We start from the raw sequence: 25851 nt of genomic DNA on the forward strand, positions 1-25851 counted from the left end.
AATACGTTAGTCGCGGCTAACGCGTTGTGCAATGGGTCACACGGTGCCGATGTCGCCACGAGTCGACCGGATCACCGGTCGGTCGCGGGCTCGTGCACCTCGATTCCGAACTCGCCGAACAGTGCGCTGGTGGCGCCGTCGGTGGCTCCCGTGATCAGTGAGTTCGTGAGCATGCCGACGTCGAATCCGTTTCGGCCGCCGGTTACGATCTGCAGTGCCTGGATTCCGCCGTCGAGCGCGACGCTCTGTGCTGCAGCGACTGCGGCTTGTTCGAGAACCGCAATGATCAGATCCCGAATGATCATGCGGATGGTGACCTGCGTTGCTGCTTCCGCCGCCATTGCACCTGCAGCGCTCACGCCGAGCGTCGGTACCGCTGCAGCGGCCATCGCCACGAGCTCCGCCAGCAATACGGCCAGTGCCGCAATGATCGACAATTTCGCGTACTCGACCTCGGTCGCCGTCGACTCGCACATCGCGGACAGGTTCTCGCAGAGTGCCGCGAGATCGTGGAGGGCGCCGGCGTCTCCGCCGTACTTCTGCCAGTGCTGCGACATGGCAGTGGCGATGTCGCCTTCGACGGCGGACAACGCGTCGCGCAGTGCGGCGTCACCGTCCGCCGCGAGGTTCTTCAGCCCCGTGGAGGCTGTGCCCCAGGCGTCGGCCAGTCGGCGCAGTGACGTCTCGTCGGCCGCGGGCCAACTGGAACCGGACGCCAGCCAGGCCACCGGCTTCACGACCTCGGGAAGTTCGATGCCCATCAGAAAGCCTCGCCCAGTCGCCGTGAGAACCGCGTATCCGTTGCTTCGAAAGATTCGGCCGTCGCTCGCATCCCGTCACCGATCGCGGAGAACAGCGCGACGATAGACAAGGCGGCGTGGACCGCTGACTCCGCCGCGGGAACGTAGTGCCGGGCGAATGCCGTCCCATCCTCGTCGGAGCCCCACGCAGTTCTTTCGGCGTCCAGCGTGCTCGTCAGCTCGGTCAGCAGGGCGTCGGCTGTGTCCGCGAGTGCATCGAATCGTGGCGCCACGGTCCGGAGATGGTGAGGGTCGACCCACAGTGCTCGACTCATCGGTCCGCTCCGCGCAGAATCGAGGCGTTCCATCCGGGTTCGTCGGCGGAAGGCGGCGGGTCACCCGGGCGCGGAGCATCCGGCATCAGTTCGGAGAGGGTAGGCAGGTCGGCGCGGGCGTCGAATACGGGTGCCAGGACCTGGGCAGTTCGCTCGCGTACATCCGCCAAGGCCAGACGTGCCGCTTCTGCCATCGAGGACGCCAGCGCCTCGGGGCTGGTGCGCCTGAACGCGTCCGGCGACAGTTCGACCGCCGTCACGTTTCCGCCGGCATCGACGCAGACCCGGACCACTCCGTTGCCCGAGGTACCCGAGCCCTTCGTGCGCTCGACCTCGGACTTGGCCTGGGCCAGGCTGTCGGCCTGCCGTCGCACGGCGTCCAGCATCGAATCGATCTGGTGACGCAATTCTTCGTTGCGGGCACGCAGTTCGTGGCGTGCGGCCTGGTCGACCATCGAGTTCCTCCTCCATGCGGTCAGCTCGGCGTCAGTGCCTGCTCACGAGGTTGGACGCAGCGATCCCGCAATCGGTTCCCCTCGCTCTCATATCGGTCTGGCCACAAGCGCACGCACCCGAATCACACAGCAATCACAAAACCTTTAAGCTCTGCTTGACCGGCCGCACTTTGTACTGTGCAATCGGGATTCACACGGTCCGGGAAGAGGGATTTCTTTATGCGTCGCCTAGCATTCGCTGCTGTCGGAGTGGCAGTGTCACTGACCCTGTCTGGGCCGGCGTTCACTGCTACGGCCGATCCGACGCCTTCTCCGGCGGCCCCCCGGGCGAGCAGTGCTGCCAGTGTCGACAAAATTGTGAAGATCACCCCTACCCGCAGTGCGATCTTCGTGAACTCGCCCGCCATGAACCGGGTGATTCAGGTGCAGGTGCTTCATCCGGCCGGTAGCGGTGCGCGCCCGTCGCTGTATCTGCTCGACGGGGTGAGCGCAGGCGCCGAGTCCGACTTCCGGGAAAGTACCTGGACGCAGAAGACGGACGTGGTCCAGTTCTTCGCCGACAAGAAGGTGAACGTGGTCCTGCCCGTGGGCGGCACCGCGAGCTACTACACCGACTGGCATCTGCCGGACCCCACCCTCGGGGTCAACAAGTGGGAAACCTTCCTCGCTGACGAACTGCCACCGATCATCGATGCCCAGTTCAGCGGAAACGGAACCAACGCAGTTGCCGGCGTGTCCATGGGTGCCATGGGTGCGGCCAACCTCGTGACCCGCCACCCGCACCTCTTCCGTGGCCTCGCCGCCTACAGCGGTTGCCTCGACAACACTCAGCCCAGTTCACGTGATTCGGTCCGCGGCACGGTCGCTTTCAAGGGCGGAAATCCGGCCAACATGTGGGGACCGGACTTCGACCCGGCCTGGGCGGCCCACGACCCGACGGTCAATGCCGAAGCCCTGCGCGGCAAGCAGATCTACATCTCGACGGGTAACGGCCTTCCCGGACCGTACGAGATGGCGACAGGGGGAGACCTGGCCTCGACCATCGCGGTCGGCGGGCCCCTCGAAGCGGCGGCGAACCTCTGCACGCAGACGTTCCAGCAGCGGCTGAACGCGCTCGCCATTCCCGCCACCTTCGTCTACCGCAACTCGGGCACGCATTCGTGGCCGTACTGGCAGGACGAGCTCCGCACGTCGTGGCCGGTGCTCAGGGGCGCGCTCGGCATCTGATCAGGGCCGGCCGACCACTGCAATCCGATCGGTTCTCGGAGGTGACACGGGCGAGCCCGCGCCGAGGTAGGTGATGAAGGCGTCGAGATCGCAACCCGCGTGGACAGCCTCCGTGTGGGTGCGGAAGGCATCGAACCCGTCCCCGCCGTCGGCGAGGAACCTGTTGACCGCGACACGGTAGACACCCTCCGGCGACACCGGTTCTCCGTTCACGCGGATATCCGAGATGCGGTCGCCGACAGTCGCCGACCGATCCATCGTGTACGTCAGCGAACTCGACGGCGACAGGATTCGCTCGGTGACGCTGCCATCCCCGCGGGGCTGGAATTGTTGCTCGAGCACGCTGCGGAGGGTGGCGCCCGGAAGCGTCAGAACCTCGAGCGAGTTACCGAAGGGCTGGACGGCATACACCTGACCATAGGTGACGGCGTCTCCGACCAGGTCTGCGCGGAGACCGCCGGGATTGGTGAGTGCAACCTGAGCGCCGAACGCTGTTCCGGCGGCCAGCTGGGCATCGGCGACAGCGTTGCCCAGCGGAGACTCGCCGCTGGCGGTCGTCTCCCGGGTGAGGTCGTGCTGCAGCGACGCCACCCACGTTCGGCTGACCTCGCCCGCCCGTTCGCCCGCTCGGTCGACAAGCAACCGAGTGTCGGGGTCGGGAGGTATGTCGTGCGTGACCACCTGATTGAACGAGGACGTGCGATCCCGCAGGAGGTCGCGGGTGGCGCGGTCGATCGCCACGTCGACCACCGAGACGATACGGCCGTGCGAGGCGCCCTGCATCAGCACCCGCGGGTTTCCGGCCGGGTCGGGAAAGGTGCAGTTGTACTGCTGGTGCCCGTCGGCCGTGAAGATGACGTCCACCTTCGGGGAGGCGCGCAAGGCCACGTCGTGGGTGCGGCGGGATTCCACGTCGCACTCGTCCGGCCGATTGTCCTGGTCGACTTCGGTCTCTCGGTGCATGAGGAGGGCGACGGCCCGCACCCCGAAGAAGTCGAGTAGGTCTGCCGTCCGGTTCACGGCAGCGAGCTCGTCCGTGAACCGCAGCCCGTCCGCACCACCCGACGTCACCATGTGTGCGGTATCGGCGGGCATCGTCGCGATCACCCCTATCGGGATGCCCTCGACGTAGTTCACCGCGAAAGGCAACGTCGCGGGTGCGCCGTCCTCGAACTGCAGGTTCGCAGCCAACAACGGGAAATTGGCGCCCTCGAACGTGTCGTCGAAACGGCAACCGTCCATGGGGTGACAGCCGCCGCGCTGGAGTCGCAGGAACTCGGCGTACCCCTCGTCGAGCTCGTGATTGCCGATGGCGGAGGCGTCGACGCCCATCCGGTTGAGTAGCTGCACCGTCGGCTCGTCGTGAAAAGCAGCTGATTCGAGAGCTGACGATCCCCAGTTGTCGCCCACCGAGTACAGCAACGAGTGCGGGGATTGACCACGGAGTTGATCGACGTAGGCCGCGAGATACGCGGCGCCGCCCGCGGACACCCGTGATTCGTCCGCCTGCTTCACCTCACTACGAACGCCGAGGGGAGGCATGAGACTGCCGTGCAGGTCGTTGAAGGCGAGGAACCGCAACGACACCGGCGGCTCCTGCGCCTGCACGTCGGGAAGGCCGACGGTCACGGAGGTGGCGAGTGTCAACGACACCGCGGCGGCCACGACAGCACTCCGGACCGCGACGCGATGGCGCATTGTGGGTGGCTCCCTTCGGCAAACCGCATTGAGTCTGCCAAGGGGGAATCACGGGAGCTATACCTGCACGTAACGTTTACATCTCAGGACTTACGCGCGAACACCGACCTTGGCGATCGAGCGAGCCTCCGCGCTCGTCGCGAAGGCAAGGAATGCGTCGTTCTCGTTGGGGTCGCCGATGGTGATCCGCACCCCGTCGTCGCCGTAGGGCCGAAGCAGAACACCCGCTTCTGCGCTGGCCGCGCCGAACGGTCGGGATTCTGTTCCCAGCGGGAGATAGACGAAGTTTGCCGCAGATTCCGGTACGTCATATCCGGCGTCGAGGAGGGCGTCACGGACGCGGTTCCGTTCGGCGACGACGCTGTCGGTGCGGGCGAGCAATTCGTCGGCGGCGGCCAACGATGCGATGGCGGCGGCCTGCGCGACGGTGTTGACGGCGAAAGCGATGTGAACCTTGCCGAGCGCGGTGACGATCGTCCGATCGGCCACGGCGTAACCCACGCGGAGACCCGCCAGCCCGTAGGCCTTCGAGAATGTGCGCAGCACGACGACGTTGGGGCGCCCACGAAACAGCTCGATGCCGTCTGCGTCGGATCTGTTGTACTCGAAGTAGGCCTCGTCGAGTGCCACGACGACACGATCGGGTACGGCGTCGAGGAACCGTTCGAGTTCGGCCTTCGTCAGGGCATTACCCGTCGGGTTGTTCGGATTGCAGACGAAGATCAGGCGCGTGCGGTCGGTGACGGCGGCCGCCATGGCGTCGAGGTCGTGGCCGAGGTCGGCGGTCAGCGGAACCGTCACGGGAACGGCGCCGGCTACCTGGGTCACCACGGGGTACGCCTCGAAGGAGCGCCACGCGAAGATCACCTCGTCACCATCCTGGCAGGTGACTTGAACGAGTTCCTGGCACAGGCTGACCGAACCATTGCCTGCGGCGATGTTGTCGGTGGGGACGCCGAGGTGGCCTGCCAGCGCCTCGATCAAGGCCACGTGACCGTTGTCCGGATACCTGTTGGCGTTGCCCGCTGCTGCCGCGATGGCGTCCCGGACACTCGGCAGCGGACCGAGAGTGGTCTCGTTGCTCGCCAGCTTGATCGCACCCGGAAAGTTCTTACCGGGTACGTAGGCCGGGATCGTGTCGAGGTCTGCCCTTGTTCGCGGAGTCACCAGGCGATTATGCGCCTCCGATCCGGTGCGTCGACGGCCAGTCCGTGCCAAGGTGGGGACATGTCGGGAATCTTCAGGGACACCGCGGTCCTGCAGACGGTCGGCGGCGCACCGGCCGATCCGCAGGCGCGGGTTCCGCTCACCGTGGCAGAGCCGGACGGCCCCGCACGTGGCGCGATTGTGGTGCTGCACGAGTCGCGTGTGTTCAGCGAGCCGCTCCTCGACTTGATGCGCTCACTGGCCGAGGAAGGGTGGGTGGCGGCGGCCCCGCACCTCTTCCACGGTCGTCCCGCGCACAGCGCAACCGAGGTCTTCGGCGAGTCGCTGTTCGCCGACTTCGACGCCACCGTGCACTGGCTGACGAGCCGCGGAGTCCTCTCCGATTGTGTCGGGGTTCTCGGTTTCGACGACGCCGGTACTGCCGCGCTGCTCGTCGCCACCAACCGGCCGATCGGAGCCGCTGTCAGTGTCTCCGCCCGCGGCATCGTCGAGCCGTTGTCGGACGATGCCCCCGCCCTGATCGACGCGGCGCCGTTGCTGCAGGCTCCGTGGCTCGGTTTGTACGGCGAGGACGATCCGTCCACCCCGCCGGAGCACGTCGAGCAGCTGCGGGACGCGACGGGAAAGGCATCGGTTGCGGCCCTCGTCGTCAGCTACGCCGGACTGGCGCACCGGGCGGACGAACCACCCCAGGTGCCCGACGGGCAGGACGACGCCCCCGGCGTCGAGAACATCGTCGACGCTCAACGCAGAATCTTCGACTGGTTCGACAGCAACCTGAGATAGCCCGCTCGCCGCTCTGACCAGCCGTTTTGTCTTGTCGTGGAAAGGTGTGTAATCTTTCGCTCCGGCGGTCCGAAGGGATCGGAACCACCCCAGGGAGGCGTGCCAGAGCGGCCGAATGGGACTCACTGCTAATGAGTTGTCCCTTTTACGAGGGACCGGAGGTTCAAATCCTCTCGCCTCCGCCACGCCGGTGCTAGTTGCCGGTACAGCTATAACTGAAGACTTGCGCCCGTAGCTCAACGGATAGAGCACTTGACTACGGATCAAGAGGTTAGGGGTTCGAATCCCTTCGGGCGCACAACAGAAACCCCCTCACCATAGTGGTGAGGGGGTTTCTCGTGTCTGCGGTCGCACTCGAGGCGGCGTCAGGCGGTCGGCGGCACGAACTCCGGCTGGTCGAGCAGGCGAAGCCACGACCCGTCGGGCTGGCGACGCACCACTTGGGCGCGCGCCCCCGAACCGTCCTTGGGCAGGGTGGCGGTGAGAGCGATGTCCTCGCTGATCAGGGTGGGTAGGGGAGTTTCCGGCTCGAAGTGCGGCGCATGGGCGAGGACGGATTCCCACAACTGCCGGATCGCCTCGCGGCCGACGGTCCGACTTCCGGGCGGATAGGCCATAACGGCGTTCTCTTCGTACAGTGCCGCGACTCCGACTGCGTCGCCGGCGTTGCTCCGCTCGACGAACAGGCGGGTCAGGTCCTCGGGTTTCATGGCCTTCTCGTACACAGCAGTCCTCTCGTTCGGATCGTTCGAAGTAATCCCAGCGTCGTGTCCGGAGAAGCGGAAGTCCAACAGATAGTTCTGCTTACTTCTAGAATCAGAGGTTATGGAACTGCGTCAGCTCGAGTACTTCGTCGCCGTGGCAGAAGAGGCCAATTTCACGCGGGCCGCGTTGCGTGTGCATATCAGTCAGCCGGGTATCAGCGCGCAGATTCGCCAACTCGAGCACGACCTCGGGACCACGCTCATCGACCGCTCGACTCGGACGGCCACGTTGACGGCGGCGGGAGAGGCCGCGCTCGTTCATGCCAGAGAGGCGCTGGCCGCCGCCGCTGCGGTGCGCAACGCCGTCGACGCCGTGAACCAGCTGGTTCGTGGACGCCTGGTGGTCGGCATGGTCACCGCGTGTACCGTCACCGGTCTGTTCGATGCGTTGGCGACGTTCCACGACGCGCACCCCGGCGTCGAGATCACCCTTCTCGAAGAGAGCTCGGATCAGCTGGTCGATCGAGTCCGTGGCGGCGACATAGACCTGGCACTCGTCGGCACGGCCACCGCACCGCCCGACGGGCTCGAGGCCTTTCCGATCATTCGCGAACGGTTGGTGGCGGCCGTGCCGCCGAATCACCCACTCGCGGGTCGAACCGGCGTGGCACTGACCGAACTCTGCGACCATGCGATCGTATGTATGCCCGCCGGAACAGGAATCCGGACCGTCTTCGACCAGGCGTGTGCCGCGTCGGATATCCGGCCCGATATCGCGTTGCAGGCCAGCGCCCCGGACACGGTCGCGGATCTTGCGCTCCGCGGACTCGGGGTCGCGATCCTCAGCGAATCGATGGCCGCCGCCTTCGATGGGCTGACGGCGCTCGTCCTCGACGACGTCGAGATCCCGGCGGTGCTGGCACTGGTGTGGAAAAGCGCTGCGAGTCCTGCAGTTCGCGAACTGGTCAGGCACACCCGACGTGCGTTCGCTGAGGCAGAAGCGCCGCAGATTCCCGCGCCGCGGTAGCGGCCGGGCTCACGAGCCCAGAAGCTTCGCCTTCGCTGCGGCGAACTCTTCGTCGGTGAGAACGCCGGCATCCTTCAAGCGCGCGAGTTCCTGAATACGCGACACGAGGTCGTCGCCGCCCGCGGAGGTGGGGGCCGGTGGCGGTGCCTGCGCCGCCTGCTGTTCGGCGTACGCCTGCTGGGCAGCCTGGTCGGCGCGAGCCTGTTGCTCCGCATCCTTGTTGGCTGCGCGGCGGTTCATCGCGTTGGACGTCGCCTGTGCAGTGCCGGTGATCACCGCGGTCCTGGCCACCACACCGAGCAGGCCGGGCCGTCCCACACGACGTGGACCTCGAAACACCATGTGCGTACTCCGTTCTCTGAGATGTCAGGTCGCCGCGGCGATCGCGGCCTCGACCACGTCGCGGGGAATGTGCAGATGGAGTGCCACCTCGCCGCCGGCTTCACGGGAAGCGGCGGCCAGCTTGCGCGCCCACGTCTGCTCGTACACCAAGGCAACCGCCGACGTGCCCGGTTCGAGTGATTCGCGGACCACATCGAGGTCTTCGTCGCTGATGAGCTCCTTGGCTTCGATGGACAATGCGGCGAGACCGACATTGTCGAGCTCTTCGTCAACCTCCACCTGTCGCAGCGTCCCGTCCTCCGACTTGGCGAGGAAGACGAGGTCGAGGATGGTGACGGTGCCCCGCTCGACGAGCTCTCGGAACGACTCGATCACCGCGGGGTCGGCTCGATCCCCAGGGAATGTCAGGAACAGGAACGCGACCGGTCCGACGTCAGCAGCTGTATTCGTCATGTCTCTCCCTGTGCCGGGGATGTTCTGATAACGATGATCGCGACAGGCGGCAGGGTGCGCATCATCCACGACGGGTGATGTCGGCAGGCCCGGCCTCTGCGAGGCTCGTCGATAGCGTTGTCGGATGAAATGCCGGAAGAGACGGGGTGGTGCATGCCTTCACTCGGTGCCTCAGCGTTCGTGGCGCTGATCATCGCAGTGCGGTCAGTGCCAGTGTTCGTCGCGGGAAGATTCGACCACGGGGCCGCCCGCAACGAACCACCGTTCACCGTCCGTGAACGCACTCGGCTGGCGCTGTACGCCGGCACCGGACTGCCCGGGACCGGGCCGGTCGGGCCCGCCGAGGCGACCGACCGTGCAACGACGAGTGATGACAAACCGAGGAGCTGACCGGTGACCAGAACCGCATCGACACAGGCGCCGGCCCGGGCAACGCTTATCCTGGCGACACTGATACTCGTTGCCGCCGTAGCGAACTTGAATCTCTCGGTGGCCAATGTCGCGTTGCCCGACATCGGTCGCGCCTTCGATGCGAGTCAGACCCAGCTGAACCTGGTCGCGGTGGCGTACTCCTTGGGTCTGGCGGCCTCGGTGCTCTATCTCGGTGCGCTCGGCGACCGGTACGGGCGCAAGCAGATGCTGGTGCTGGGAATGGCGCTGTCATTGCCGGCGTCGGCGATTGCCGGGTTCGCGGGCAGTGTCGAAATACTGTTTCTCGCACGCGTTCTCGGAGGGATCTCCGCGGGTCTCGCCTTCCCCACCACGCTGGCCATCATCACCGCCCTGTGGTCGGGTCCACCGCGCACCAAGGCCATTGCACTGTGGTCGGCTCTCGGCGGGGCGATCTCGTCGCTCGGCCCGATCGTGTCGGGTGCGCTCCTCGAGCACTTTCACTGGGGCTCGGTGTTTTTCGTGACGCTTCCCCTCGCCGGCCTCGCTCTCGTCTGCGCCGCCGTCTGGGTGCCCGCCCACGTCAACGAGACCACCGACCCGGTCGACAACCTCGGCGGTGTCATTTCAGTGGTCTTCATCGCAGCGCTCATCCTCGCGATCAACTTCGCGCCGGTCGACGGCGCCGGGGCGACGGCCATCGGGCTGGGCGTGATCGCCTTGGCGGCCGGTGCGGCGTTCTTCCTGCAGCAGCGTCGCGCGGCGCACCCGTTGTTCGACCTCCACGTGGCGGCGAGGCCCACATTCTGGGTCGCCGCCGTGGGCGGGGTGATCGTGTTCGGTGCGCTGATGGGGGCCATGTTCATCGGACAGCAGTTTCTGCAGAATGTCCTCGGGTACTCCACGCTGGCTGCGGGATCTGCGATCATTCCGGCCGCTGTCGCGATGGTGATCGTCGCGCCCCGTTCGGCGAAACTCGTCGAATCGCGTGGTGCGCGCTTCACCCTCCTGCTCGGATACCTGTTCGTGGTCCTCGGGTTACTTGTCGCGTTGTTGTTGTGGAACGAGAACGCCCATTACCTCGAGGTGGGGGTGGCGTACGCGTTCGTCGGAATCGGTGTCGGGTTCGCGGGCACGCCGGCGTCGCGTTCGCTCACCGGATCGGTGCCGGTGTCGCGGGCGGGGATGGCGTCCGGCACCTCCGACCTTCAGCGTGACCTCGGCGGTGCGATCATGCAGTCGATTCTCGGCGCGGTACTCACCGCCGGGTACGCCAAGTCGCTGTCGTCGGCGATCGCGGCGTCACCTGATGCGAGTCAGGTGACGCCCGAAACGCAAGCGGCGCTGACGAAGTCGTATTCCAGTGCAGAAGTGCTGGCCGAACGGTATCCGCAATACGCGGACCAGATCATCGCTGCCGCCCGCAACGCCTTTCTCGACGGGGACACCAAGGCGTACCTCGCCGCAATCCTGGTGGTGGGCGCGGGCGCTGTGGTGGTGTTCTTCTTCTATCCGCACCGGGAGGAGGAGAAGCGATTGATGGCGGAGTACGCGGAACAGCGCGGCACGTAGGACGCATGTACCTTTCGGCGCGGTGGAAGCGTCGAAAGGTACATTCGCCCGGTGTCAGCGGGGTAAATTCCCGACAATCGGCACATCGACGAGGGGACCAGCACGATGACAGCTCGGGTCGTGACCAAGGCGAATCGTAAGCGAGGGCTGGTCGCGGCCGCGGCCGTGCTGCTGGTCGCCACGGCAGCGTGCTCGGACGACTCCTCCACCGGATCGACCACGTCGGTGACGCAGACGACGCAGGCGGGCACGTCGGCGGCCGGGGATGGCACGCAGATCGATTCCGTTGTCGCGCAGCGTCTCGACGAGGCCATCGAGAATACGATGGCGAGGGCCTCGATACCCGGGGTGATGGTCGGAGTATGGGGCGCCGACGGCAACTACGTGAAAGCGTTCGGTGTTGCCGACAAGTCATCGGGAGCCCCGATGGAAACCGACTTCTACAGCAGGATTGGCAGTGTGACAAAGACTTTCACTGTCACCGGCGTACTGCAGTTGGTCGACGAGGGAAAGGTCGGCCTCGACGACCCCATCGGGAAGTACATCGACGGTGTTCCCCTGGGGGATCAAATCACGATCCGCCAGCTGGCGCGGATGCAGAGCGGATTGGCGAATTACTCGGCCAGCGAGGACTTCCAGAAGGCCCTGATCGCCGACCCGAAAGCGAACTTCACGCCCCAGCAGCTGCTCGACTACGCATACGCACAGCCCGCGACCTTCCCGCCGGGGCAGGGATTCGAGTACTCCAACACCAACACGACGCTGCTGGGACTGGTCGTCGAAAAGGTCAGTGGAATGTCGCTTGCCGACTATGTGACGCAGAAGATCATCGACCCGCTCGAGATGGCCGACACGAGCTTCCCGAACTCGAACGCCATCCCCGAACCGCATCCGCAGGGCTACACCGAGCAAACGGCGGACGGCAAGGAAACAACGGCCACCGACTGGAACCCGTCCTGGGGGTGGGCCGCGGGTGCCATGATCTCCACCCTCGAGGACCTGCACATCTGGGCCCCCGCGTTGGCCACGGGAACGCTGCTGCAACCGGCGACCCAGGAGCAGCGACTGCAGACGGTGACCGCGCCGGGTCTGTCGACCGATGTCGGGTACGGCCTGGGCATCTTCGACATCGCCGGCTGGATCGGGCACAACGGCAGCATCCCCGGCTATCAGACGGTCAGCGTGTATCTGCCGGAGAAGGAAATGACGCTCGCGATCATGATCAACACCGACGTCCCCTACGAGGGCAGCGAGCCGAGTACAGCGCTGGCTACTGCCATTACGGAGATCATCTCACCCGATCACGTCTACCGGTTGCGCGCCGACGTGCAGGATCCCAGTGCCACGTCTACGCCCTCGACTACGCCGGGGACGCCGCAGCCGTCGACGTCCGCCCCGGCTCCCACCAGCTGATCGCAACCACGACACCGAGATCCCCGGACCCGTCGTCCGCCGGCGCGTACGGTGGTGCCGTGACGATTCTGGTGACCGGGGCTACCGGGAACATCGGCAGGATGCTCGTCGATCATCTCCTCGCGCGGGGTGCGACCGATGTCCGGGCACTGACCAACCATCCAGAGAAGGCGCACCTGCCCGAGGGAGTCGAGGTCGCGCACGGCTATCTCCGTAGGCTCGACACCCTTCCCGCCGCATTCGACGGCGTCGAGTCCGTGTATCTGGCGCCGACACCAGACACGGTCGAGGATGTGCTCGCCGTGGCGACGCGTGCCGGAGTCCGACACGTCGTCGACCTGTCCGGTCCGCACGACGGACATTGGGGTGACGTGGCGCGGGCGGTCGAGGCGTCCGGCATACCGTGGACCCACCTGTGGCCCGGCGAATTCATGGAAAACGCAGGAATACTCGCGCCGCAGATCAAGGACACCGGGGTGGTTCGCGAGCCGTTCCCGACGGCGGGCAATGCCCCCATCGCCATGGACGACATTGCCGAGGTGGCGGCGGTGACGCTGCTCGAGGACGGACACATCGGCAAGTCGTACGAGCTGACGGGTCCGGAGACGTTACTTCGCGCGGAGCTGGTTCGCCGGCTGGGTGCGGCCCTCGGCCGCAACATCGAGTACCGGCAGGTCTCGTTCGAGGAGGCGGTCGAAGTCCTCACCCCCGCGATGGGCGAGTACGCGCGGTGGTATCTCGAAGGCATGGCGACCCTCGTCGACCATCCCCAGCAGTCCAATTCTGTATTCGAGGACATCGTCGGCCGAGCGGCCACCACCTTCACCCGGTGGGCGGCGGAGCACGTCCACGAGTTCGGCGGATAAGTATCTGGGATCCCGATCGGTTGTCCCGTCACCGGATCAGCGTGAGGGGGTAAGAGTCACAACGGATATGGGGCGCATCGTCTTTTTCTGGCAGTCGCTGTAGCGGCGTTCATGGTGGCCCACATGCGGTCGTAGTCGGGATCGCCGGGCAGATAGTCGGCACCGGCCATAGGTCAATGCAGACGTTCGGGGCGCACCCGACTTGCAACCCACCGTGTGCAACAACAGAGTCGGCACACCGAAACAGCAGACGATGGCCGAGCCATCCGCCGCATTGACGAACAGATCGGCCATCGTTCCTCGTTCCGGGGCAAGGGAGCTACATATTGCCCCGCAGTAGAGGGACGGCGGTCAGTGACGCCGGACGGCGTGCAGGACCGCGTCCTTGATGGTGACGAGGTTTCCGTCCGGGTCGGTGATCTCGCGCGCCGGGGCCGCGCACACGAGAATTTCCCAGTTCTCGGGGTCCAGCACGGCGGCCACCTGTTCGGCGGTGAACATGATGTCCGGCACATCGGGCCTGCCCACCGAGGCGTGCATATCGGTGGGGTGATGACCCACGATCAGCAGGTGCCCGCCTGGCCGCACGGCCGCGGCCAGGCGACGGTGCAGCTCGCCGCGGGCCGGCTCCGGCAGTTGCATGAATTGCGCGGACACCAGATCGAACTGTCCGGCGGGCGGCTCCCACGATCGAATGTCGACCTGCTGCCACGTGGTGTGGTCCGCGATCGCAGCGCCGGCCTCTGCTGCCTGTGCGGCGGCGCGCTCGAGCGCCACGGTCGATACGTCGACTCCCGTGGCGTCCCAGCCGTTCGAGGCCAGCCAGATGACGTCCGCCCCCTCGCCGCACCCGACGTCCAGAGCGCGGCCCGGGGTCAGCGTCGCTGTCTGTTCCACCAGGCGCTGGTTGGGGTTCCCGCTCCACACCGCGCCGGTCGAGCTGTACCGCTCGTCCCAGAACTCTTGGCTGTAGAAATCGCTGGGGTCGTGCTCATGTACGTGCGTCATGGCTCCACTGTGCGGGCACCCGGCGCTAGATGAAAGTTATGTTGCCGAACCGGCAAGGCGCGGCGACTACGAGGCCTGGAACGTGAAGATGCGGCAACCGCTCATGTTCGCCGAAGAGGCGACCCCGTCGGCGCGCGCGTAGTCGCCCTTGGCCGACAGGTTGTTGGCGAGTGCTGCCTGATCGTCACAGAAAGCCTGATCCGCCGGGTCGGTCACGGGATTGCTGATGTAGGTGTCGCCCGGTGCGGCCGCCGCGAACGGGCCGACACCGAACAGAGGTACGGCAGCCGCTGCGAGCGCAATGGAGGCCGCCGCGAAGAACTGGCGGATCATGATGCTCCTCCGGGAGTAAGGCGTGGGATTTTTCCGATGACCCCATCCTGCACCGAACTTTCCCGGGCAGCCATACCCCCGAGGGTGCAAAATTTCGCATCGAGTGGTTCAGGGCAGTTCGACGGTGCCCAAAGCCTCTTGCACGCGGTCGGCGGCCTCGATGGGGTCCTCGTGCTCCCAGATGCGCACCACCGTCCAGCCGGACTCGATGAGGCGAGCATCGGTATCTCGGTCGCGGGTGACGTTCCCGGCGAGTTTGTCGGCCCACCACTGGGCGTTGTTCTTCGGGAAGGTGGCGTGCTTCGGGCAGCTGTGCCAGAAACAGCCGTCCACGTACACCGCCACCTTGCGGCGTGGAAACACGAGATCGGCGCGTCGCCTGATGCCCTTCATCGGGGCCCGGTCCACGTAGTATCGGACCCCGCGGCGGTGCAGCTCCCGCCGCAACCCCAATTCGGGAGCGGTATCTCGCCGCCGCTGCGCCCGCATCCGGGCGCTGGTGGCGGGATCGGTGGAGGGCATGGCGAACGCCTGGTGTCCGTCAGGCCGCAGCCTGCGGAAACCCGCCCATACGGTCGAGATGACTTTCGACGTCGTCGATGAAGCCCGGAATGAAACGCAGGTTGCCCATCCGCGCCCGTTTGAGGAAACCTGCGGTCGCGCGGGCGGACAACAGCCGGGTGTCCTCGAGAAACCCGCTGAGATCCTCGTAGGGTTCTTGGACCGGCCACGTCGACATGTGCACCCGAAATGCCTGCCGGTTCATCCCCCACGCCGCAGCGGGCCACGCGTCGCCGGGATTCAGGGGAGTCTCGACGCTGCGCTCGTAGGCGTCCGGCGCCACCAGACGTCCACCCACCCACGACGCCATCCGCACGCTCACGGCGTTGCCGACCAGTTTCCACCGATTGCTGTTGCGCAGGCCCGGGACGAGCGCGGCCGGAGCGGTCCAGTCGGGATCGAATCCCTGGAGCCGTTCGGCGTCGATCAGCCCCGGAGTGACGATTTCGCCCGACGGCAACCGCACGGCCGGTGGACTGGCGATCCCGACGGAAGAGCCACCTTTGAGCGTCGGGACCGCATTGACCGCCCAGCCGAGTCCACGGGTGCCCTCGGTCCAGTAGAAGCCGCAGGGATAGTCGGCCGGATCACCCACCGGGCGCTCCCCGGCATCCTCACCGAACAGCACCGGACGAGGGTCGTCGGTACGCGAAGCGAGCATCAGGACCCGCTGACGTCGCTGCGGAAGTCCGAAGGCCCGGGCATCGACCACCCGGTACGCCCACATGTACCCGAGGTCCTCGAGGGCGTCGGTGATATGCCTCATAGCGGCGCCCCGACCGAGCTGCAACATGAACGGAACGTTCTCGATGAGCAGCCAGCGGGGACCCTTGCGGCGTTTGACCAGTCGGAACACCTCGTCCACCAGACTCGAACGCGAGCCGGTGATCCCGGCCGTCCGCCCCGCCTGGGACAGGTCCTGGCAGGGGAAACCGGCGGCGACCAATTCGATGTCCTGGGGGAGTGACCGCAGCTTCGTGACGTCGGAATGCACCGGCACATCCTGGAATCGGGTACGCAGAACCGCCTGGGCGCCCGGATCGATCTCACAGAGCAGTTCGGTGTTCCAGCCGTGCTCTCGGAGACCCAACTCGAGCCCGCCGATACCGGCGAACAGGCCCACCATGCTCCCGGTTGACGTCACGGCACCCTTCCTCACGAACCAGTCACCCGAGAACGTTACTCGAGATCTGCACCGACTTTGACCAACGACCCGTGAGTACTTGTTAACAGCGGGGCGTTAACAAGTACTCACGGGTGGCGGAGCCACCTAGACTTCGGGTGGGTGGGCACGCAGGGAGGCGCGATGATTCCCGGGTTTCGCGAGAGGTCGCTGTTTCTGCGCGACGCCCAGGGCAGCGGTCTCGTCGAGGCGTTCGTCATCATCGGCATCCTCACGATCCTGCTCACCCGCGCCTACTTGCACCTGACGGGCTATCCCCAGGTCGGCGGGTCCTCTCTGCACATCGCGCATGTGCTCTGGGGCGGGCTCGGCATGATCGTGGCTCTGGTGACGGTGTTCTCGTTCCTCGGCCGGAAACCGCGCATGGTGGCCGTCGTCGTGGGCGGCATCGGTTTCGGCTTGTTCCTCGACGAGATCGGCAAGTTCGTCACCAAGACCAACGACTACTTCTACCGCCCGTCCGTCGCCATCATGTACGTGGTGATCGTGGTGTTGCTGCTGCTCAATCGGTGGCTGCACGACGTGCGCCCGCCCACCGTCACCGAAGACGTCGCCAACGCGGCCGCCATCGCCCTCGGCGGCCTCGACCGCGGGCTGGACCGGGTGCGGCGAGAGCAGGCCCTCGCTCAGCTCCGGCGCGCGGGGGAGGCGGGGGCGGATGCGTCGACAGTCGCGTGCGTTGCCGATCTGCTCGACCGCTGTCCCGATCGGCAAGGCCGAGTGGTGCCGTCGGTGCGCGAACTCGCGCGACGTGCGACACCCGAGTTCGCGAAGGGCCCGGGAATGCTGTGGACGGCTGCGGTCGGGCTGACCGTCTTCTCCACGCTCGGTCTGATCAGCGCAGTGATCACCCTCGACGACGACCTGCGCGGCGCAGGAGCGGACATCACCACCGTCGGTCAGCTCGTCGGTTCGGCCATCGCATTCGTGCTGTGCTGGAGCGCGACGGTGCGACTGCGCAACGGCAAGATGTGGCCGTTGCAGTTCCTGCGGTCCGCGGCGCTCGTCACCGTGCTGCTCACGGAGGTCTTCGATTTCGTGGCCCAAGAATTCGGCGCGCTGCTCAACGTGGCCGTCGGACTGGGCGCCCTGATCGTGTTCTCCGCGCGCATCGCGGCGATGGATCGGGCCCGTGCAGCCGACCTCGGCAACTCTGCTGCAACGAAACTCGGCCCATTGCCACCCCGCGAGCCGTCGTCGATTACCGTAGACAGGTGAGCATCCAAGACTCCGGTGCCCCGTCCTGGCCTGCAGTACTGACGTGGCGGGCGGAAAACGCACCCCGTATGGAATCTGTGCGTGTCCAGCTCAGCGGTGACCGCATCAAGGCTGCCGGCCGCATCATCGGCGGCGCATGTCCCGAGCACCCCGCGTTCAGCGCCTCCTACGACCTCGTCACCGACGAAAGCGGCGTCACCCGCCGGCTGTCGTTGCGCACCTCTGTCGCCGCAGGTGAGCGGCAGATGTCGATCAGCCGCGACGAGGAAGGCACGTGGATGGTGCAGCACGGTGCCCAACATCAGCGCTCCACATTCGACGGTGCCCTCGACGTGGACATGGTGCTCAGCCCCTTCTTCAACACTCTGCCGATCCGGCGGTACGGGATGCACCTCGGCTCCGAGGACATTCAGGTGCCCGTCGTCTACGTCAACCTCCTCGACCTCCGGGTCGAGGGCGCCATCCTCACCTACAGCAGCGGTCCGGACGGGATTCACGTCCTGTCTCCGGTGTCCAGCTCGTCGGTCACCGTCGACGCCGAAGGGCTCATCCTCAACTACCCGGGGCTGGCGGAACGGATTTAGGCGCCTCGCGCCCGTGCGCGGTTAACGAGTCTCTGCACTCGTCGAGCACTCACAGGCGGCGGAGCCGACCCCCGCGGCGGCCCGCGTCGCGCATCGCCTCGATCCAGCCGTCGTCGCCGGGCACGATGCCGGTGATGTCCCAGGTCTCCTGATTGTCGTATCGGGTGCGGGCGGCATGTCCGGCGTCGACGAGCGTCGCAGTGGACGACTCCTCGGCCAGTTCGGTCCGTGCGCTCTGCAGCAGTTCCAGCGCCTCGTCGAGGGCGATGAGCAGCGCACTCCGGTTTCCCTCGCACATTGCCCGGACCAGACCGGGTGCGCTTCCGGCGACGCGAGTTCCGTCCCGGAACGACCCCGCGGCCAGCCCCAGCGCCAGCGGCCCACCCGCCGCGCCGGTCACGGCGAGGGTTTCGGCGAGCAGATGCGGGAGGTGCGAAATCCGGGCCACCGCCCGATCGTGTTCGGCGGATTCGGCGGGCACGACGACGGAACCGCAGTCCACGGCGAGCTGCGCCACCTGCATCCAGATTCCGGGGTCGACGCCGTCGTCGGTGCCGACCACCCACACCGCCTCCCGGAACAGGTCGGCGCTGCCGACGCTCCACCCCGACGCCGACGTTCCGGCCATCGGGTGCCCGCCCACGTACCGGTCGGCGAGTCCTTGACGGGCCGCCGCGGCCGCGACTTCAGCTTTGACACTGACCACATCGGTGATCGGGCAGTTCGGGGCGTAGAGGGCGATCGCGGTCAGCGTGGCTGCCACGGCGGGGACGGGTACGGCGATCACGATGAGCGCCGATTCCGCCGACGCCCTCTGGAGCACCGCGACCAGATCGGTGTCGGCGTCGAATCCGTCGGCCCGCGCGGCCTCGACGGACTGCGCGGAGCGATTGTGGCCCCACGCGTCGCGGCCCGCCCGTACTGCGGCACGGAGGAGGGATCCGCCGATCAAACCGAGGCCCAGGACGCACACCGGAGGTGCGGAAGCGGTATCTGACACCTGCTCAGGTTGGCACATTCGTGTACGGACTTCATTTACCGGCACCCCGCGGGCTACCGTTGCGCTCATGGGTGCACAGCGCGCGGGAAACAACAGCGCCTCGTCGGATCGGGCTGAGGATCTGGAGGGCTTCGGTGTCGCGGTAGTACACGAGGACGGCCGATGGAAGGTCAAGGCCCTCAGCTCGGCTGCTCTGACCAGTTTGAGCGCCGCGGAGGAGGAATTACGGTCCCTCCGCAGCGCGGGCGCGTTCTTCGGTCTGCTGGACGTGGACGACGAGTTTTTCATCGTTCTGCGGCCGGCGCCGTCGGGCACGCGACTGCTGCTGTCCGACGCGACCGCCGCCATCGATTACGACATCGCAGCGGATGTCCTGGATGCGCTGAACATCGAGGTGCCGGACATCGACCCGGACGACCTCGACGACGTCGAGCCGTGGGAGGAGGGTGATCTCTCGCTCCTCGCCGACCTCGGGCTCCCCGAACCGGTGCTGGCCGTGATCACCGCCGAAACCGACCTGTACCCGGACGAGCAGCTGGGCATGATCGCTCAGCGGCTCGGCTTCACCACGGAGCTGTCGGGGGTTCTCGACAAACTTCCGCGATAGTTCTCGTCCGGTGACACTCCAGGACGACGAGCGGATGATCCGCGTGGCGATCGAGGCTGCGCGCGCCGCCACCGACGCCGATGTACCAGTGGGCGCCGTGGTGTTCGACGCCGATGGGGTCGAGGTGTCGCGGGCCGTCAACTCACGCGAGGCGATGTCGGACCCGACAGCACATGCGGAGATCATGGCGCTCCGGGAGGCGGCCAGGGTCTACGGCGACGGGTGGCGCCTCGAGGGCACGACGCTGGCCGTGACCCTCGAGCCGTGCACGATGTGCGCCGGAGCGCTGGTGCTCGCGCGGGTGTCGCGTGTCGTCTTCGGCGCGTGGGAACCGAAAACGGGAGCAGTCGGCTCCCTCTGGGACGTCGTCCGCGACCGCCGACTCACCCATCGGCCGCAGGTCCGTGGGGGTGTTCTCGAAGACGAGTGTGCTGGGATCCTCGAGGATTTCTTCCGAGAACGGCGCTGACCGGTTTCAAACGTTTTCGTGGGGTACTCGACAGTGTGTAGCCGGGTCGGCACGATCCGTGCTTCTCTGGAGACAGGCGTCGAACGAGGCGCCGCCGGGCCCGGCACCGGGTCCGAAACGGATTCACGGAGGTATCTCATGGGAATCGCAGACAAAGCATCGAACAAGGCCGAAGACCTCAAGGGTCAGGCGAAGGAAACCACCGGCAAGGCCACCAACGACAAGGACCTTCGCGACGAGGGCAAGGCCGATCAGGCATCGTCCGCCGTCAAGGACGCCGGTGAGAAGGCCAAGGACGCCGCGTCCAACCTCAAGGACAAGCTCACGTAAAGCGGCTCCACCTGGCGATTTCAGGCTCGGGCGTCACATCCGGTAAAGTCACCGGCGGTGGCGTGTCCGAGCGGCCTAAGGAGCACGCCTCGAAAGCGTGTGACGGGTAACCCCCGTCCGAGGGTTCAAATCCCTCCGCCACCGCCAAGGGCAAAGCCCCTGATCCGGTCCTCGAGACCGGGTCAGGGGCTTTCTCGCGTTTACGGGCCTGTTGCTGCGGGTGCGCCGGCGGAAGCAGTGTCGCTGCCTGCGGTATTTCTGCGCGGCACGGTGAATGTGGCGACGACGCACAGGACCGCGACCGCGAAGCAGGCGAGTGTGTACCAGAGGTTGCCCACCGGGTCGCCGTTGTCCGTGACGCCGTCGACCGCCCCGAAGTAGTCGGGCAACGCCGTGGCCCAGAGCAGCGCCATCACGCTCAGGTACACCACGCTGTAGCGCTGGACGAAGTAGTTGGTGTACGTGGGATCATCCGTGTTCTCCCCACGCAGCCGTAACCATTGACGGACGAGAATCCAGATCGCGACGACGGTGACGACGAGAAGTTCCGCTGCGTAGAGAACGGCGCGGGCGGTGGTGCTGCCCATTCCGAAGACCGTCGCCGGGAGCGGCAGGATGAACGTGCCCAGTGACGCCAGGACACCGATGACGACTGTGCGCCACACCAGTTCGGGACCGGAGAAGCGCCGGCCCTCGTCGACGTGACGGCCGACGAAGAACTGCACGCAGAACGCCAGCGACATCGGCCACAGCGCAGCGAACACGACGACACTCGGCAGTGGCACGGAATCGAACAGCGGTTGATTGATCGGATTCTCGGTCGACCACTCCCACCACCGCAGTTGCGGTCCGAGATGGTCGAAGATCTCGTAGAAGGCGTGGTGGACGAAGCCCACGCAGACTGCGCCGGCGAGCACTCCGTACCGACGGAAGACACCGAGCATTCTGACGATCTCGAAGGCCATGGTGGCCATCAGCGGGTAGATCGCGATGATGTACAGCGGGAGTCGGCCCCAGAGAAAGTCCACGGTGAACACGTTGTGCGCGAACATCGTGTCCACGTGGTCCTCGATGCCGAAGGCGGCGGGGAAGTACAGCGGCGGCTCGATGATGAACAGGTAAGCGGTTGCGCCGAACCAGAGCACCAGGTTGGTGGGATCGCCCATCCGTCGCAAGCGCACGATCGCGACGACGAGCGCGAGCACAGAGCCGAGAACGATGGTGAGCTCGAGGACAGGCAGTGTCCAGTTTTCCAACGCCAGCGGGTTGCGGACCTCGACGAGCCCACCGGCTTCCTGGCACGAGAAGCCGAGCGCCGACGCGAGTTGGTCGAATGTGGGTGAGCAATGATCGGCCATCAGCGCGCCTCCGAAGACGCGACCGTGTCGGCGGAATACCAGTGCGTGACATCGTAGCCGGCCTCGTAGCGCTCGAACCACACGTCGGCGAGTGCGGGCAGCTTCTCGTGATCCGGGTTGTGCCGCGGCAGCTGGCTGCGGATGATGCCCACCAACGCGGTGAGTTGCTTGCCGAGCGGGAGATCGTCGAACGCGCGCATCATCGGGCCGTTGTCCTCGGCGTGCAGCAGGGGCAATCGCTTGCGCAGGTTCTGCTGACGCCGGTACGAGGCGAACATCGACAGCGCATCGACCTTGCGATCCTCGAGCGGGACATGCCGATTGAAGCCTTCGCAGGCGATCCGGATCACTTTCAGCACGTGCCGGAAGATCGACGGGGCCATCCGCATCCGGTACATGTCACTCCCGACAACGGAATCGAAGATGATGAGCGCAGAACTTCGGTGTTCTACTTCCTCGACGAAGTGCCAGATGAACAGGGACGCGACCCGGTCGTCTCCGGGCCGGAACAGAGTGGAATCGTTGTCGAGCATCAGCTTGAACACCGGAGTGAAGGTCGCTTCCAAGTCGGCGGTGTACGCCAGTCGATAGTTCAGCGGGGTCTGGGCGGTGAGCCGGTCGAATTCTCCGATCACGTCGTCCAGGGTCTCCTGAAGTCCCGGGTATCGATCGATCAGTGCCTTGACGTGCTGGCGGTGAGCCGTCGAGTGCTGCCCTTCCTGCCGCATGAAGGCGTCCGCCTCCTCGGCAACGGCGGAATCGGTGATCAGCGGCTTGGTTTGGAGAATCATTTTCACGATCATCTTCTCGAAGCCGATCGCCAGGAACGAGACCGCGTTGGCCATGCTCGAGAAGGCCGGATTCTCCTCGTTCCACACGAACGGCACGTCGTAATCCGCGAACGCGAAGCGCATCTTTCGGACTTGTAGATCGGTCACTGTGCGATACCTCGTCTTTCGAAACGGGCTGGGTGGAACCCTCAGTGGCGACGATCATACATACGGCGGCGCATCTGTATGATTACTTTCGAGGCTCAGGTTCGAAATGGCGGCGGGGCTCTGTGGTAGCGTCGCCGTTCATCTGGATGGGCGCGCTCCCGCCGTGGTTCCGCGCGCCCGACGGACAGAACTCGACCCGAGGAAGCGGCAGTGGCACGAAGGCGCGGCTGGGGCGGTAGTCCACCCGGCGACGATGACGAAGCGTCCCGCCGAATCGTTGCCGCCGCAGTCGAATTGATCGGACAAACGGGTTCGGCAATCAGCATCGCCGATGTGGCTGAGTCGCTCGGCGTCATCCGCCAGACGGTCTACCGATACTTTCCCAGCGCCGACGCACTGATGAGGGCGGCCGCCATCGCGTCCGTCGACGGATTTCTCGATCGCCTGACCCGGCAGGTGAAAGGCATCGACGATCCGGTCGACGCGATGATCGAGGCCGTGGTGTACACGCTGACCGAGGTGCGTCGCACACCCCACCTCGGCATACTGCTGTCGAGCTCGTACTCGAACGTCGATCCCGAGGGCATCACCTCGCACGAGGCGCGCACCTTCGGGATGACGATGATCAAGCGCTTCGACGTCGACTGGGAGGGTTGCGGGTACGACGACCCCGCTCTCGCGGATCTCGTCGAGTACCTCCTTCGAACCATGCAGTCGTTCTTCGTTTCCCCGGGAAACCCGCCGAGGAGCGACGATGAGATGCGGCGGTATCTCCGACGCTGGATGGGGCCTGCGATCGCCCCGCAGCAGCCCGTCGCACCGACTCGACGTGCTGCCGACAGCAATGCCCGCGGCGGCTCTCAGCTCATGCAGTAGCAAGGGTGGCTGCTTCGTGCGCGTTGCCGGGTTCGGCGCCGCATGATCTCACCTTTCGCCGGTGAATTCTCTGTACGCCGACATATTTCCCGAGATCCTGGATCGATGTGCCGCTGCCTGTTTCGGGTCGAGGGCGTGGGGTAACTGCAACAACACGTCCGCTTCGTACGGACCGACGCGTACACACGTTCACGCAGGAGGCAGGGCCAACACATGACTATTCCCGGTGGTAACCCCACACAAGACCAAGCGGGTGCCTGGGCCGATCCCGCAACGCACACGCCCACAACACGCACACAGGACGAGTCGACGACGGACGTCGCGAAGCAGCAGGCGAGTGAGGTCGCGAGTGATGCGGCCGGGGCGGGTAAGCACGTCGCCGGTGTCGCAGGTGAACAAGCGCAGAATGTCGCCGGCGAGGCGACGCAGCAGGCTAAAGACCTTCTGCAGCAAACACGGAGCGAATTGACGGATCAGGCGGCTACGCAGCAGAAGCGAGTGGCGTCGGGTCTTCGGGCCCTCGGCGACGAGTTCGGATCGATGGCGAGGAACTCGGACCAGTCCGGGATGGCGACCGATCTCACGAAGCAGGTCGCCGAAAAAACACACGCCATCGCCTCGTGGCTGGAGGACCGCGAACCCGGGCACGTTCTCGATGAAGTGACACGTTTCGCGCGGCGCAAACCGGGCACCTTCCTCGCTCTCGCCGCCGGCGCCGGGTTGCTCGCCGGTCGACTGGGCCGCTCGTTGATGGCGGCGAACGACGACAGCGGTGACGCCGCGCCGAACCGTGCCCGCGCAGGTCAGGGTGAACAGTGGCCGCCGGAGGTTCCGGATGCGGGAGCGCTCCCTCCGGAGCCGCAGCGTCTGTACGACGCGCCGCCGCAGTACCCGCCCTCCCAATATCCACCTTCGCCACAGCCCGGCTACACCCAGCAGCCGGGGTACTCGCAGCAGCCCGGATACACGGAACCGGGGTACGCCCAACCCGGATACACCGGGCAGCCCGGCTACACCCAGCAGCCGGGGTACTCGCAGCAGCCCGGATACACGCAAGAATCCGGCTACCCCGAGACCGGGTACCCGCCGGCAGGCCCGGACGTGACGCGATGAGCGCACCCTACGGATCCCACACCGGAGGGAACGGCACAGAGCCGCCCTCCATCGGCGAGTTGCTGTCGAACGTCAGCGAAGATCTCACCGTCCTGATGCGTCAAGAAGTGGCGCTCGCGAAAGCCGAAGCGACGCAGACCGCCAATCGCGTCGGTAAGGGCGCGGGCATGCTGGCCGGCGCCGCGGTAGCCGCGCACTTTGCGGTGCTCTTCCTGTCCGTTGCCGCATGGTGGAGCCTCGGCAATGCGATCGGACGCGGCTGGTCCGCGCTGGTCGTCATGCTCGTGTGGGCGATCATCGCCGCCGTTCTGGCCGTACTCGGCCGCGCGGCACTGAAGAAGGCGCGTGGCCTCCCGCAGACCACCGACACCGCCAAGAAAATTCCCGACGCGCTCACCCCTCACCCCCAGGAGTCGCCATGACCACCAGCCAGGAACCCGACCGTATCCGCGCCGACATCGAACGCACCCGCCGTAATCTCAGCGCCGACGTGGACACCCTCGCTCGGGAAGCGAACCCCACCACCATTGCGAAGAGAAAGGTGGGCAGGATGACCAGCGCGGTCGGCGGCGTGCGCGACCGCGTGATGGGGTCCGCGCAGGACGCCGGCTCCAGCCTCGCCGACGCGCAGAGTTCCGCCGCCGACGCCGCTCAGTCAGCTCCGCGCGCGGTGCGCCAGCACACGCAGGGCAACCCGTTGGCGGCCGGGCTGATCGCCTTCGGTGCCGGGTTGCTGGTGGCGTCGATGCTTCCCGCGAGTGAGCGCGAACAGGAGGCCGCTCTCGCGGTGAAGGAGAAGGCCGAGCCCCTCACGCAGGAACTGACCGATGTAGCGAAGGATGCAGCCCAGAACCTGAAGGTGCCTGCCCAGAACGCCACCCAGGCGGTCAAGGAGACGGTGACCGAGGCCGCGGACACCGTGAAGGCGGAGGGAACGTCCGCCGCTCAGGATGTGCAGGGCCGTGCGGCCGATGCGAAGGACACGGTCCGAGAACAGCAACGCTGACCCGGAATACCGTCGCCCCGTTCGGGTTCCCACCCGAGCGGGGCGCGCGTATGTCCGGATTGGTTCGGCGATGCACCAGCGACCCCACCGCG

General features: G+C 66.2%; 32 protein-coding genes and 3 tRNA genes. 19 read left to right on the forward strand and 16 right to left on the reverse strand.

The annotated features are described in order from the left end of the window. Nucleotides 1–71 precede the first annotated feature (71 nt). The 3 genes from CBI38_RS02565 to CBI38_RS02575 are packed head-to-tail and all read right to left on the reverse strand — an operon-like array spanning nucleotide 72 to nucleotide 1530. Nucleotides 72–761: a WXG100-like domain-containing protein gene (locus CBI38_RS02565; protein ID WP_109326133.1), complete on the reverse strand. Its 690-nt coding sequence runs from the start codon at nucleotides 759–761 to the stop codon at nucleotides 72–74. Further along, entirely contained in the window at nucleotides 761–1075 is a 315-nt protein-coding gene (locus CBI38_RS02570; protein WP_109326134.1) for a WXG100 family type VII secretion target, read from the reverse strand. The genes CBI38_RS02565 and CBI38_RS02570 overlap by 1 nt, the downstream gene beginning before the upstream one ends. Next, a complete protein-coding gene (locus CBI38_RS02575) occupies nucleotides 1072–1530 on the reverse strand; it encodes a YbaB/EbfC family nucleoid-associated protein (RefSeq protein ID WP_109326136.1) in 459 nt (152 codons plus the stop codon). Before CBI38_RS02575 ends, CBI38_RS02570 begins: the two co-directional genes overlap by 4 nt. Before the next feature lie 219 nt (nucleotides 1531–1749). On the opposite strand from CBI38_RS02575, the gene CBI38_RS02580 reads away from it, so the two are divergent. Continuing rightward, on the forward strand, nucleotides 1750–2757 hold the full coding sequence (locus tag CBI38_RS02580; protein ID WP_109326137.1) for an alpha/beta hydrolase: 1008 nt from the start codon (nucleotides 1750–1752) through the stop codon (nucleotides 2755–2757). Here CBI38_RS02580 and CBI38_RS02585 read toward each other — a convergent pair whose 3' ends face one another. Continuing rightward, nucleotides 2758–4455 (reverse strand): bifunctional metallophosphatase/5'-nucleotidase, encoded by a 1698-nt coding sequence (locus tag CBI38_RS02585; protein WP_109326138.1) that lies wholly within the window; start codon nucleotides 4453–4455, stop codon nucleotides 2758–2760. A gap of 90 nt (nucleotides 4456–4545) precedes the next feature. Further along, the gene (gene hisC, locus CBI38_RS02590) at nucleotides 4546–5622 is read right to left on the reverse strand and encodes a histidinol-phosphate transaminase (RefSeq protein ID WP_109326139.1); all 1077 of its coding nucleotides are present in this window, start codon (nucleotides 5620–5622) and stop codon (nucleotides 4546–4548) included. 60 nt (nucleotides 5623–5682) lie between these two features. Between hisC and CBI38_RS02595 the strand changes: the two genes are divergently transcribed. The 3 genes from CBI38_RS02595 to CBI38_RS02605 all read left to right on the forward strand — a co-directional run bounded on the left by CBI38_RS02595 (nucleotide 5683) and on the right by CBI38_RS02605 (nucleotide 6706). Further along, on the forward strand, nucleotides 5683–6408 hold the full coding sequence (locus CBI38_RS02595; protein ID WP_109326140.1) for a dienelactone hydrolase family protein: 726 nt from the start codon (nucleotides 5683–5685) through the stop codon (nucleotides 6406–6408). A 93-nt stretch (nucleotides 6409–6501) separates the two neighbouring features. Beyond that, nucleotides 6502–6593: transfer RNA gene (locus CBI38_RS02600), tRNA-Ser, on the forward strand. Nucleotides 6594–6633: 40 nt separating this feature from the next. Continuing rightward, nucleotides 6634–6706: transfer RNA gene (locus CBI38_RS02605), tRNA-Arg, on the forward strand. Between the two features lie 67 nt (nucleotides 6707–6773). Here CBI38_RS02605 and CBI38_RS02610 read toward each other — a convergent pair. After that, the gene (locus CBI38_RS02610) at nucleotides 6774–7118 is read right to left on the reverse strand and encodes a YybH family protein (RefSeq protein ID WP_109334811.1); all 345 of its coding nucleotides are present in this window, start codon (nucleotides 7116–7118) and stop codon (nucleotides 6774–6776) included. Between the two features lie 115 nt (nucleotides 7119–7233). Between CBI38_RS02610 and CBI38_RS02615 the strand changes: the two genes are divergently transcribed. After that, nucleotides 7234–8139: a LysR family transcriptional regulator gene (locus CBI38_RS02615; protein ID WP_109326141.1), complete on the forward strand. Its 906-nt coding sequence runs from the start codon at nucleotides 7234–7236 to the stop codon at nucleotides 8137–8139. 9 nt (nucleotides 8140–8148) lie between these two features. Here the strand turns inward: CBI38_RS02615 and CBI38_RS02620 are convergent, their stop codons facing one another. Then, nucleotides 8149–8481: an SHOCT domain-containing protein gene (locus CBI38_RS02620; protein WP_109326142.1), complete on the reverse strand. Its 333-nt coding sequence runs from the start codon at nucleotides 8479–8481 to the stop codon at nucleotides 8149–8151. 24 nt (nucleotides 8482–8505) lie between these two features. Next, nucleotides 8506–8934 carry a DUF6325 family protein gene (locus CBI38_RS02625; RefSeq protein ID WP_109326143.1) on the reverse strand — a complete coding sequence of 143 codons (429 nt, stop codon included), beginning with the start codon at nucleotides 8932–8934 and terminating at the stop codon, nucleotides 8506–8508. Between the two features lie 153 nt (nucleotides 8935–9087). On the opposite strand from CBI38_RS02625, the gene CBI38_RS38795 reads away from it, so the two are divergent. The 4 genes from CBI38_RS38795 to CBI38_RS02645 all read left to right on the forward strand — a co-directional run bounded on the left by CBI38_RS38795 (nucleotide 9088) and on the right by CBI38_RS02645 (nucleotide 13175). After that, on the forward strand, nucleotides 9088–9324 hold the full coding sequence (locus tag CBI38_RS38795) for a hypothetical protein (RefSeq protein ID WP_230990065.1): 237 nt from the start codon (nucleotides 9088–9090) through the stop codon (nucleotides 9322–9324). 3 nt (nucleotides 9325–9327) lie between these two features. After that, a complete protein-coding gene (locus tag CBI38_RS02635) occupies nucleotides 9328–10896 on the forward strand; it encodes an MFS transporter (protein WP_109326144.1) in 1569 nt (522 codons plus the stop codon). Between the two features lie 105 nt (nucleotides 10897–11001). Then, nucleotides 11002–12309: a serine hydrolase domain-containing protein gene (locus tag CBI38_RS02640; protein WP_109326150.1), complete on the forward strand. Its 1308-nt coding sequence runs from the start codon at nucleotides 11002–11004 to the stop codon at nucleotides 12307–12309. A 59-nt stretch (nucleotides 12310–12368) separates the two neighbouring features. After that, the gene (locus tag CBI38_RS02645) at nucleotides 12369–13175 is read left to right on the forward strand and encodes an NmrA family NAD(P)-binding protein (protein WP_109326151.1); all 807 of its coding nucleotides are present in this window, start codon (nucleotides 12369–12371) and stop codon (nucleotides 13173–13175) included. Nucleotides 13176–13211: 36 nt separating this feature from the next. Here the strand turns inward: CBI38_RS02645 and CBI38_RS02650 are convergent, their stop codons facing one another. The 5 genes from CBI38_RS02650 to CBI38_RS02670 form a co-directional block, all read right to left on the reverse strand. Further along, a complete protein-coding gene (locus tag CBI38_RS02650; protein WP_230990066.1) occupies nucleotides 13212–13469 on the reverse strand; it encodes a nitroreductase/quinone reductase family protein in 258 nt (85 codons plus the stop codon). A 57-nt stretch (nucleotides 13470–13526) separates the two neighbouring features. Then, nucleotides 13527–14183 (reverse strand): class I SAM-dependent methyltransferase, encoded by a 657-nt coding sequence (locus CBI38_RS02655; RefSeq protein ID WP_109326159.1) that lies wholly within the window; start codon nucleotides 14181–14183, stop codon nucleotides 13527–13529. A gap of 66 nt (nucleotides 14184–14249) precedes the next feature. After that, nucleotides 14250–14516 carry a hypothetical protein gene (locus CBI38_RS02660; RefSeq protein WP_230990067.1) on the reverse strand — a complete coding sequence of 89 codons (267 nt, stop codon included), beginning with the start codon at nucleotides 14514–14516 and terminating at the stop codon, nucleotides 14250–14252. A gap of 108 nt (nucleotides 14517–14624) precedes the next feature. Then, on the reverse strand, nucleotides 14625–15038 hold the full coding sequence (locus CBI38_RS02665; protein ID WP_109326160.1) for a very short patch repair endonuclease: 414 nt from the start codon (nucleotides 15036–15038) through the stop codon (nucleotides 14625–14627). Between the two features lie 19 nt (nucleotides 15039–15057). Further along, a complete protein-coding gene (locus CBI38_RS02670) occupies nucleotides 15058–16203 on the reverse strand; it encodes a DNA cytosine methyltransferase (RefSeq protein ID WP_109326161.1) in 1146 nt (381 codons plus the stop codon). Nucleotides 16204–16383: 180 nt separating this feature from the next. On the opposite strand from CBI38_RS02670, the gene CBI38_RS02675 reads away from it, so the two are divergent. Further along, complete coding sequence (locus CBI38_RS02675) at nucleotides 16384–17478, forward strand: hypothetical protein (protein ID WP_109326164.1); 1095 nt, start codon at nucleotides 16384–16386, stop codon at nucleotides 17476–17478. Further along, complete coding sequence (locus CBI38_RS02680) at nucleotides 17475–18062, forward strand: putative glycolipid-binding domain-containing protein (protein WP_109326165.1); 588 nt, start codon at nucleotides 17475–17477, stop codon at nucleotides 18060–18062. The genes CBI38_RS02675 and CBI38_RS02680 overlap by 4 nt, the downstream gene beginning before the upstream one ends. 49 nt (nucleotides 18063–18111) lie before the next feature. On the opposite strand, the gene CBI38_RS02685 is transcribed toward CBI38_RS02680, so the two are convergent. Beyond that, complete coding sequence (locus CBI38_RS02685; protein WP_109326166.1) at nucleotides 18112–19080, reverse strand: prephenate dehydrogenase; 969 nt, start codon at nucleotides 19078–19080, stop codon at nucleotides 18112–18114. A 49-nt stretch (nucleotides 19081–19129) separates the two neighbouring features. Between CBI38_RS02685 and CBI38_RS02690 the strand changes: the two genes are divergently transcribed. The 4 genes from CBI38_RS02690 (at nucleotide 19130) to CBI38_RS02705 (ending at nucleotide 20615) form a co-directional block, all read left to right on the forward strand. Next, a complete protein-coding gene (locus tag CBI38_RS02690; protein ID WP_109326167.1) occupies nucleotides 19130–19669 on the forward strand; it encodes a tRNA adenosine deaminase-associated protein in 540 nt (179 codons plus the stop codon). A 10-nt stretch (nucleotides 19670–19679) separates the two neighbouring features. Beyond that, nucleotides 19680–20138 carry a nucleoside deaminase gene (locus CBI38_RS02695; RefSeq protein ID WP_109326169.1) on the forward strand — a complete coding sequence of 153 codons (459 nt, stop codon included), beginning with the start codon at nucleotides 19680–19682 and terminating at the stop codon, nucleotides 20136–20138. Between the two features lie 138 nt (nucleotides 20139–20276). Next, nucleotides 20277–20468 carry a CsbD family protein gene (locus tag CBI38_RS02700; protein ID WP_109326171.1) on the forward strand — a complete coding sequence of 64 codons (192 nt, stop codon included), beginning with the start codon at nucleotides 20277–20279 and terminating at the stop codon, nucleotides 20466–20468. Between the two features lie 56 nt (nucleotides 20469–20524). Next, nucleotides 20525–20615 (forward strand) — tRNA-Ser (locus tag CBI38_RS02705). A gap of 53 nt (nucleotides 20616–20668) precedes the next feature. Here CBI38_RS02705 and CBI38_RS02710 read toward each other — a convergent pair. Together CBI38_RS02710 and CBI38_RS02715 are read right to left on the reverse strand one after the other, a co-directional pair. Further along, nucleotides 20669–21826, reverse strand: a complete 1158-nt coding sequence (locus CBI38_RS02710) for a hypothetical protein (protein WP_109326179.1) — start codon at nucleotides 21824–21826, stop codon at nucleotides 20669–20671. Further along, nucleotides 21826–22764: a metal-dependent hydrolase gene (locus CBI38_RS02715; RefSeq protein WP_109326180.1), complete on the reverse strand. Its 939-nt coding sequence runs from the start codon at nucleotides 22762–22764 to the stop codon at nucleotides 21826–21828. The genes CBI38_RS02710 and CBI38_RS02715 overlap by 1 nt, the downstream gene beginning before the upstream one ends. A gap of 210 nt (nucleotides 22765–22974) precedes the next feature. Here CBI38_RS02715 and CBI38_RS02720 point away from each other — a divergent pair, with 210 nt between their 5' ends. From CBI38_RS02720 to CBI38_RS02735, 4 genes are all read left to right on the forward strand, one after another. Further along, nucleotides 22975–23640: a TetR/AcrR family transcriptional regulator gene (locus tag CBI38_RS02720; RefSeq protein WP_109326181.1), complete on the forward strand. Its 666-nt coding sequence runs from the start codon at nucleotides 22975–22977 to the stop codon at nucleotides 23638–23640. 213 nt (nucleotides 23641–23853) lie between these two features. Beyond that, a complete protein-coding gene (locus tag CBI38_RS02725; protein WP_204164866.1) occupies nucleotides 23854–24753 on the forward strand; it encodes a hypothetical protein in 900 nt (299 codons plus the stop codon). Beyond that, entirely contained in the window at nucleotides 24750–25175 is a 426-nt protein-coding gene (locus tag CBI38_RS02730; protein WP_109326186.1) for a phage holin family protein, read from the forward strand. The genes CBI38_RS02725 and CBI38_RS02730 overlap by 4 nt, the downstream gene beginning before the upstream one ends. After that, entirely contained in the window at nucleotides 25172–25759 is a 588-nt protein-coding gene (locus CBI38_RS02735; protein ID WP_109326187.1) for a DUF3618 domain-containing protein, read from the forward strand. Before CBI38_RS02730 ends, CBI38_RS02735 begins: the two co-directional genes overlap by 4 nt. Nucleotides 25760–25851 lie beyond the last annotated feature (92 nt).

This window comes from Rhodococcus oxybenzonivorans (assembly GCF_003130705.1).
GTDB classification, from domain to species: Bacteria; Actinomycetota; Actinomycetes; order Mycobacteriales; family Mycobacteriaceae; genus Rhodococcus_F; species Rhodococcus_F oxybenzonivorans.

Coding starts and splice junctions, on each gene's coding strand:
- CBI38_RS02735 (WP_109326187.1), top strand. CDS start 25,172: ATGACCACCAGCCAGGAACCCGACCGTATCCGCGCCGACATCGAACGC.
- CBI38_RS02585 (WP_109326138.1), bottom strand. CDS start 4,455: ATGCGCCATCGCGTCGCGGTCCGGAGTGCTGTCGTGGCCGCCGCGGTG.
- CBI38_RS02675 (WP_109326164.1), top strand. CDS start 16,384: ATGATTCCCGGGTTTCGCGAGAGGTCGCTGTTTCTGCGCGACGCCCAG.
- CBI38_RS02575 (WP_109326136.1), bottom strand. CDS start 1,530: ATGGTCGACCAGGCCGCACGCCACGAACTGCGTGCCCGCAACGAAGAA.
- CBI38_RS02690 (WP_109326167.1), top strand. CDS start 19,130: ATGGGTGCACAGCGCGCGGGAAACAACAGCGCCTCGTCGGATCGGGCT.
- CBI38_RS02625 (WP_109326143.1), bottom strand. CDS start 8,934: ATGACGAATACAGCTGCTGACGTCGGACCGGTCGCGTTCCTGTTCCTG.
- CBI38_RS02595 (WP_109326140.1), top strand. CDS start 5,683: ATGTCGGGAATCTTCAGGGACACCGCGGTCCTGCAGACGGTCGGCGGC.
- CBI38_RS02725 (WP_204164866.1), top strand. CDS start 23,854: ATGACTATTCCCGGTGGTAACCCCACACAAGACCAAGCGGGTGCCTGG.
- CBI38_RS02580 (WP_109326137.1), top strand. CDS start 1,750: ATGCGTCGCCTAGCATTCGCTGCTGTCGGAGTGGCAGTGTCACTGACC.
- CBI38_RS02610 (WP_109334811.1), bottom strand. CDS start 7,118: ATGAAACCCGAGGACCTGACCCGCCTGTTCGTCGAGCGGAGCAACGCC.
- CBI38_RS02650 (WP_230990066.1), bottom strand. CDS start 13,469: ATGGCCGATCTGTTCGTCAATGCGGCGGATGGCTCGGCCATCGTCTGC.
- CBI38_RS02640 (WP_109326150.1), top strand. CDS start 11,002: ATGACAGCTCGGGTCGTGACCAAGGCGAATCGTAAGCGAGGGCTGGTC.
- CBI38_RS02565 (WP_109326133.1), bottom strand. CDS start 761: ATGGGCATCGAACTTCCCGAGGTCGTGAAGCCGGTGGCCTGGCTGGCG.
- CBI38_RS02660 (WP_230990067.1), bottom strand. CDS start 14,516: ATGATCCGCCAGTTCTTCGCGGCGGCCTCCATTGCGCTCGCAGCGGCT.
- CBI38_RS02615 (WP_109326141.1), top strand. CDS start 7,234: ATGGAACTGCGTCAGCTCGAGTACTTCGTCGCCGTGGCAGAAGAGGCC.
- CBI38_RS02730 (WP_109326186.1), top strand. CDS start 24,750: ATGAGCGCACCCTACGGATCCCACACCGGAGGGAACGGCACAGAGCCG.
- CBI38_RS02670 (WP_109326161.1), bottom strand. CDS start 16,203: ATGGTGGGCCTGTTCGCCGGTATCGGCGGGCTCGAGTTGGGTCTCCGA.
- CBI38_RS02700 (WP_109326171.1), top strand. CDS start 20,277: ATGGGAATCGCAGACAAAGCATCGAACAAGGCCGAAGACCTCAAGGGT.
- CBI38_RS02710 (WP_109326179.1), bottom strand. CDS start 21,826: ATGGCCGATCATTGCTCACCCACATTCGACCAACTCGCGTCGGCGCTC.
- CBI38_RS02665 (WP_109326160.1), bottom strand. CDS start 15,038: ATGCCCTCCACCGATCCCGCCACCAGCGCCCGGATGCGGGCGCAGCGG.
- CBI38_RS02655 (WP_109326159.1), bottom strand. CDS start 14,183: ATGACGCACGTACATGAGCACGACCCCAGCGATTTCTACAGCCAAGAG.
- CBI38_RS02685 (WP_109326166.1), bottom strand. CDS start 19,080: ATGTGCCAACCTGAGCAGGTGTCAGATACCGCTTCCGCACCTCCGGTG.
- CBI38_RS02620 (WP_109326142.1), bottom strand. CDS start 8,481: ATGGTGTTTCGAGGTCCACGTCGTGTGGGACGGCCCGGCCTGCTCGGT.
- CBI38_RS02570 (WP_109326134.1), bottom strand. CDS start 1,075: ATGAGTCGAGCACTGTGGGTCGACCCTCACCATCTCCGGACCGTGGCG.
- CBI38_RS38795 (WP_230990065.1), top strand. CDS start 9,088: ATGCCTTCACTCGGTGCCTCAGCGTTCGTGGCGCTGATCATCGCAGTG.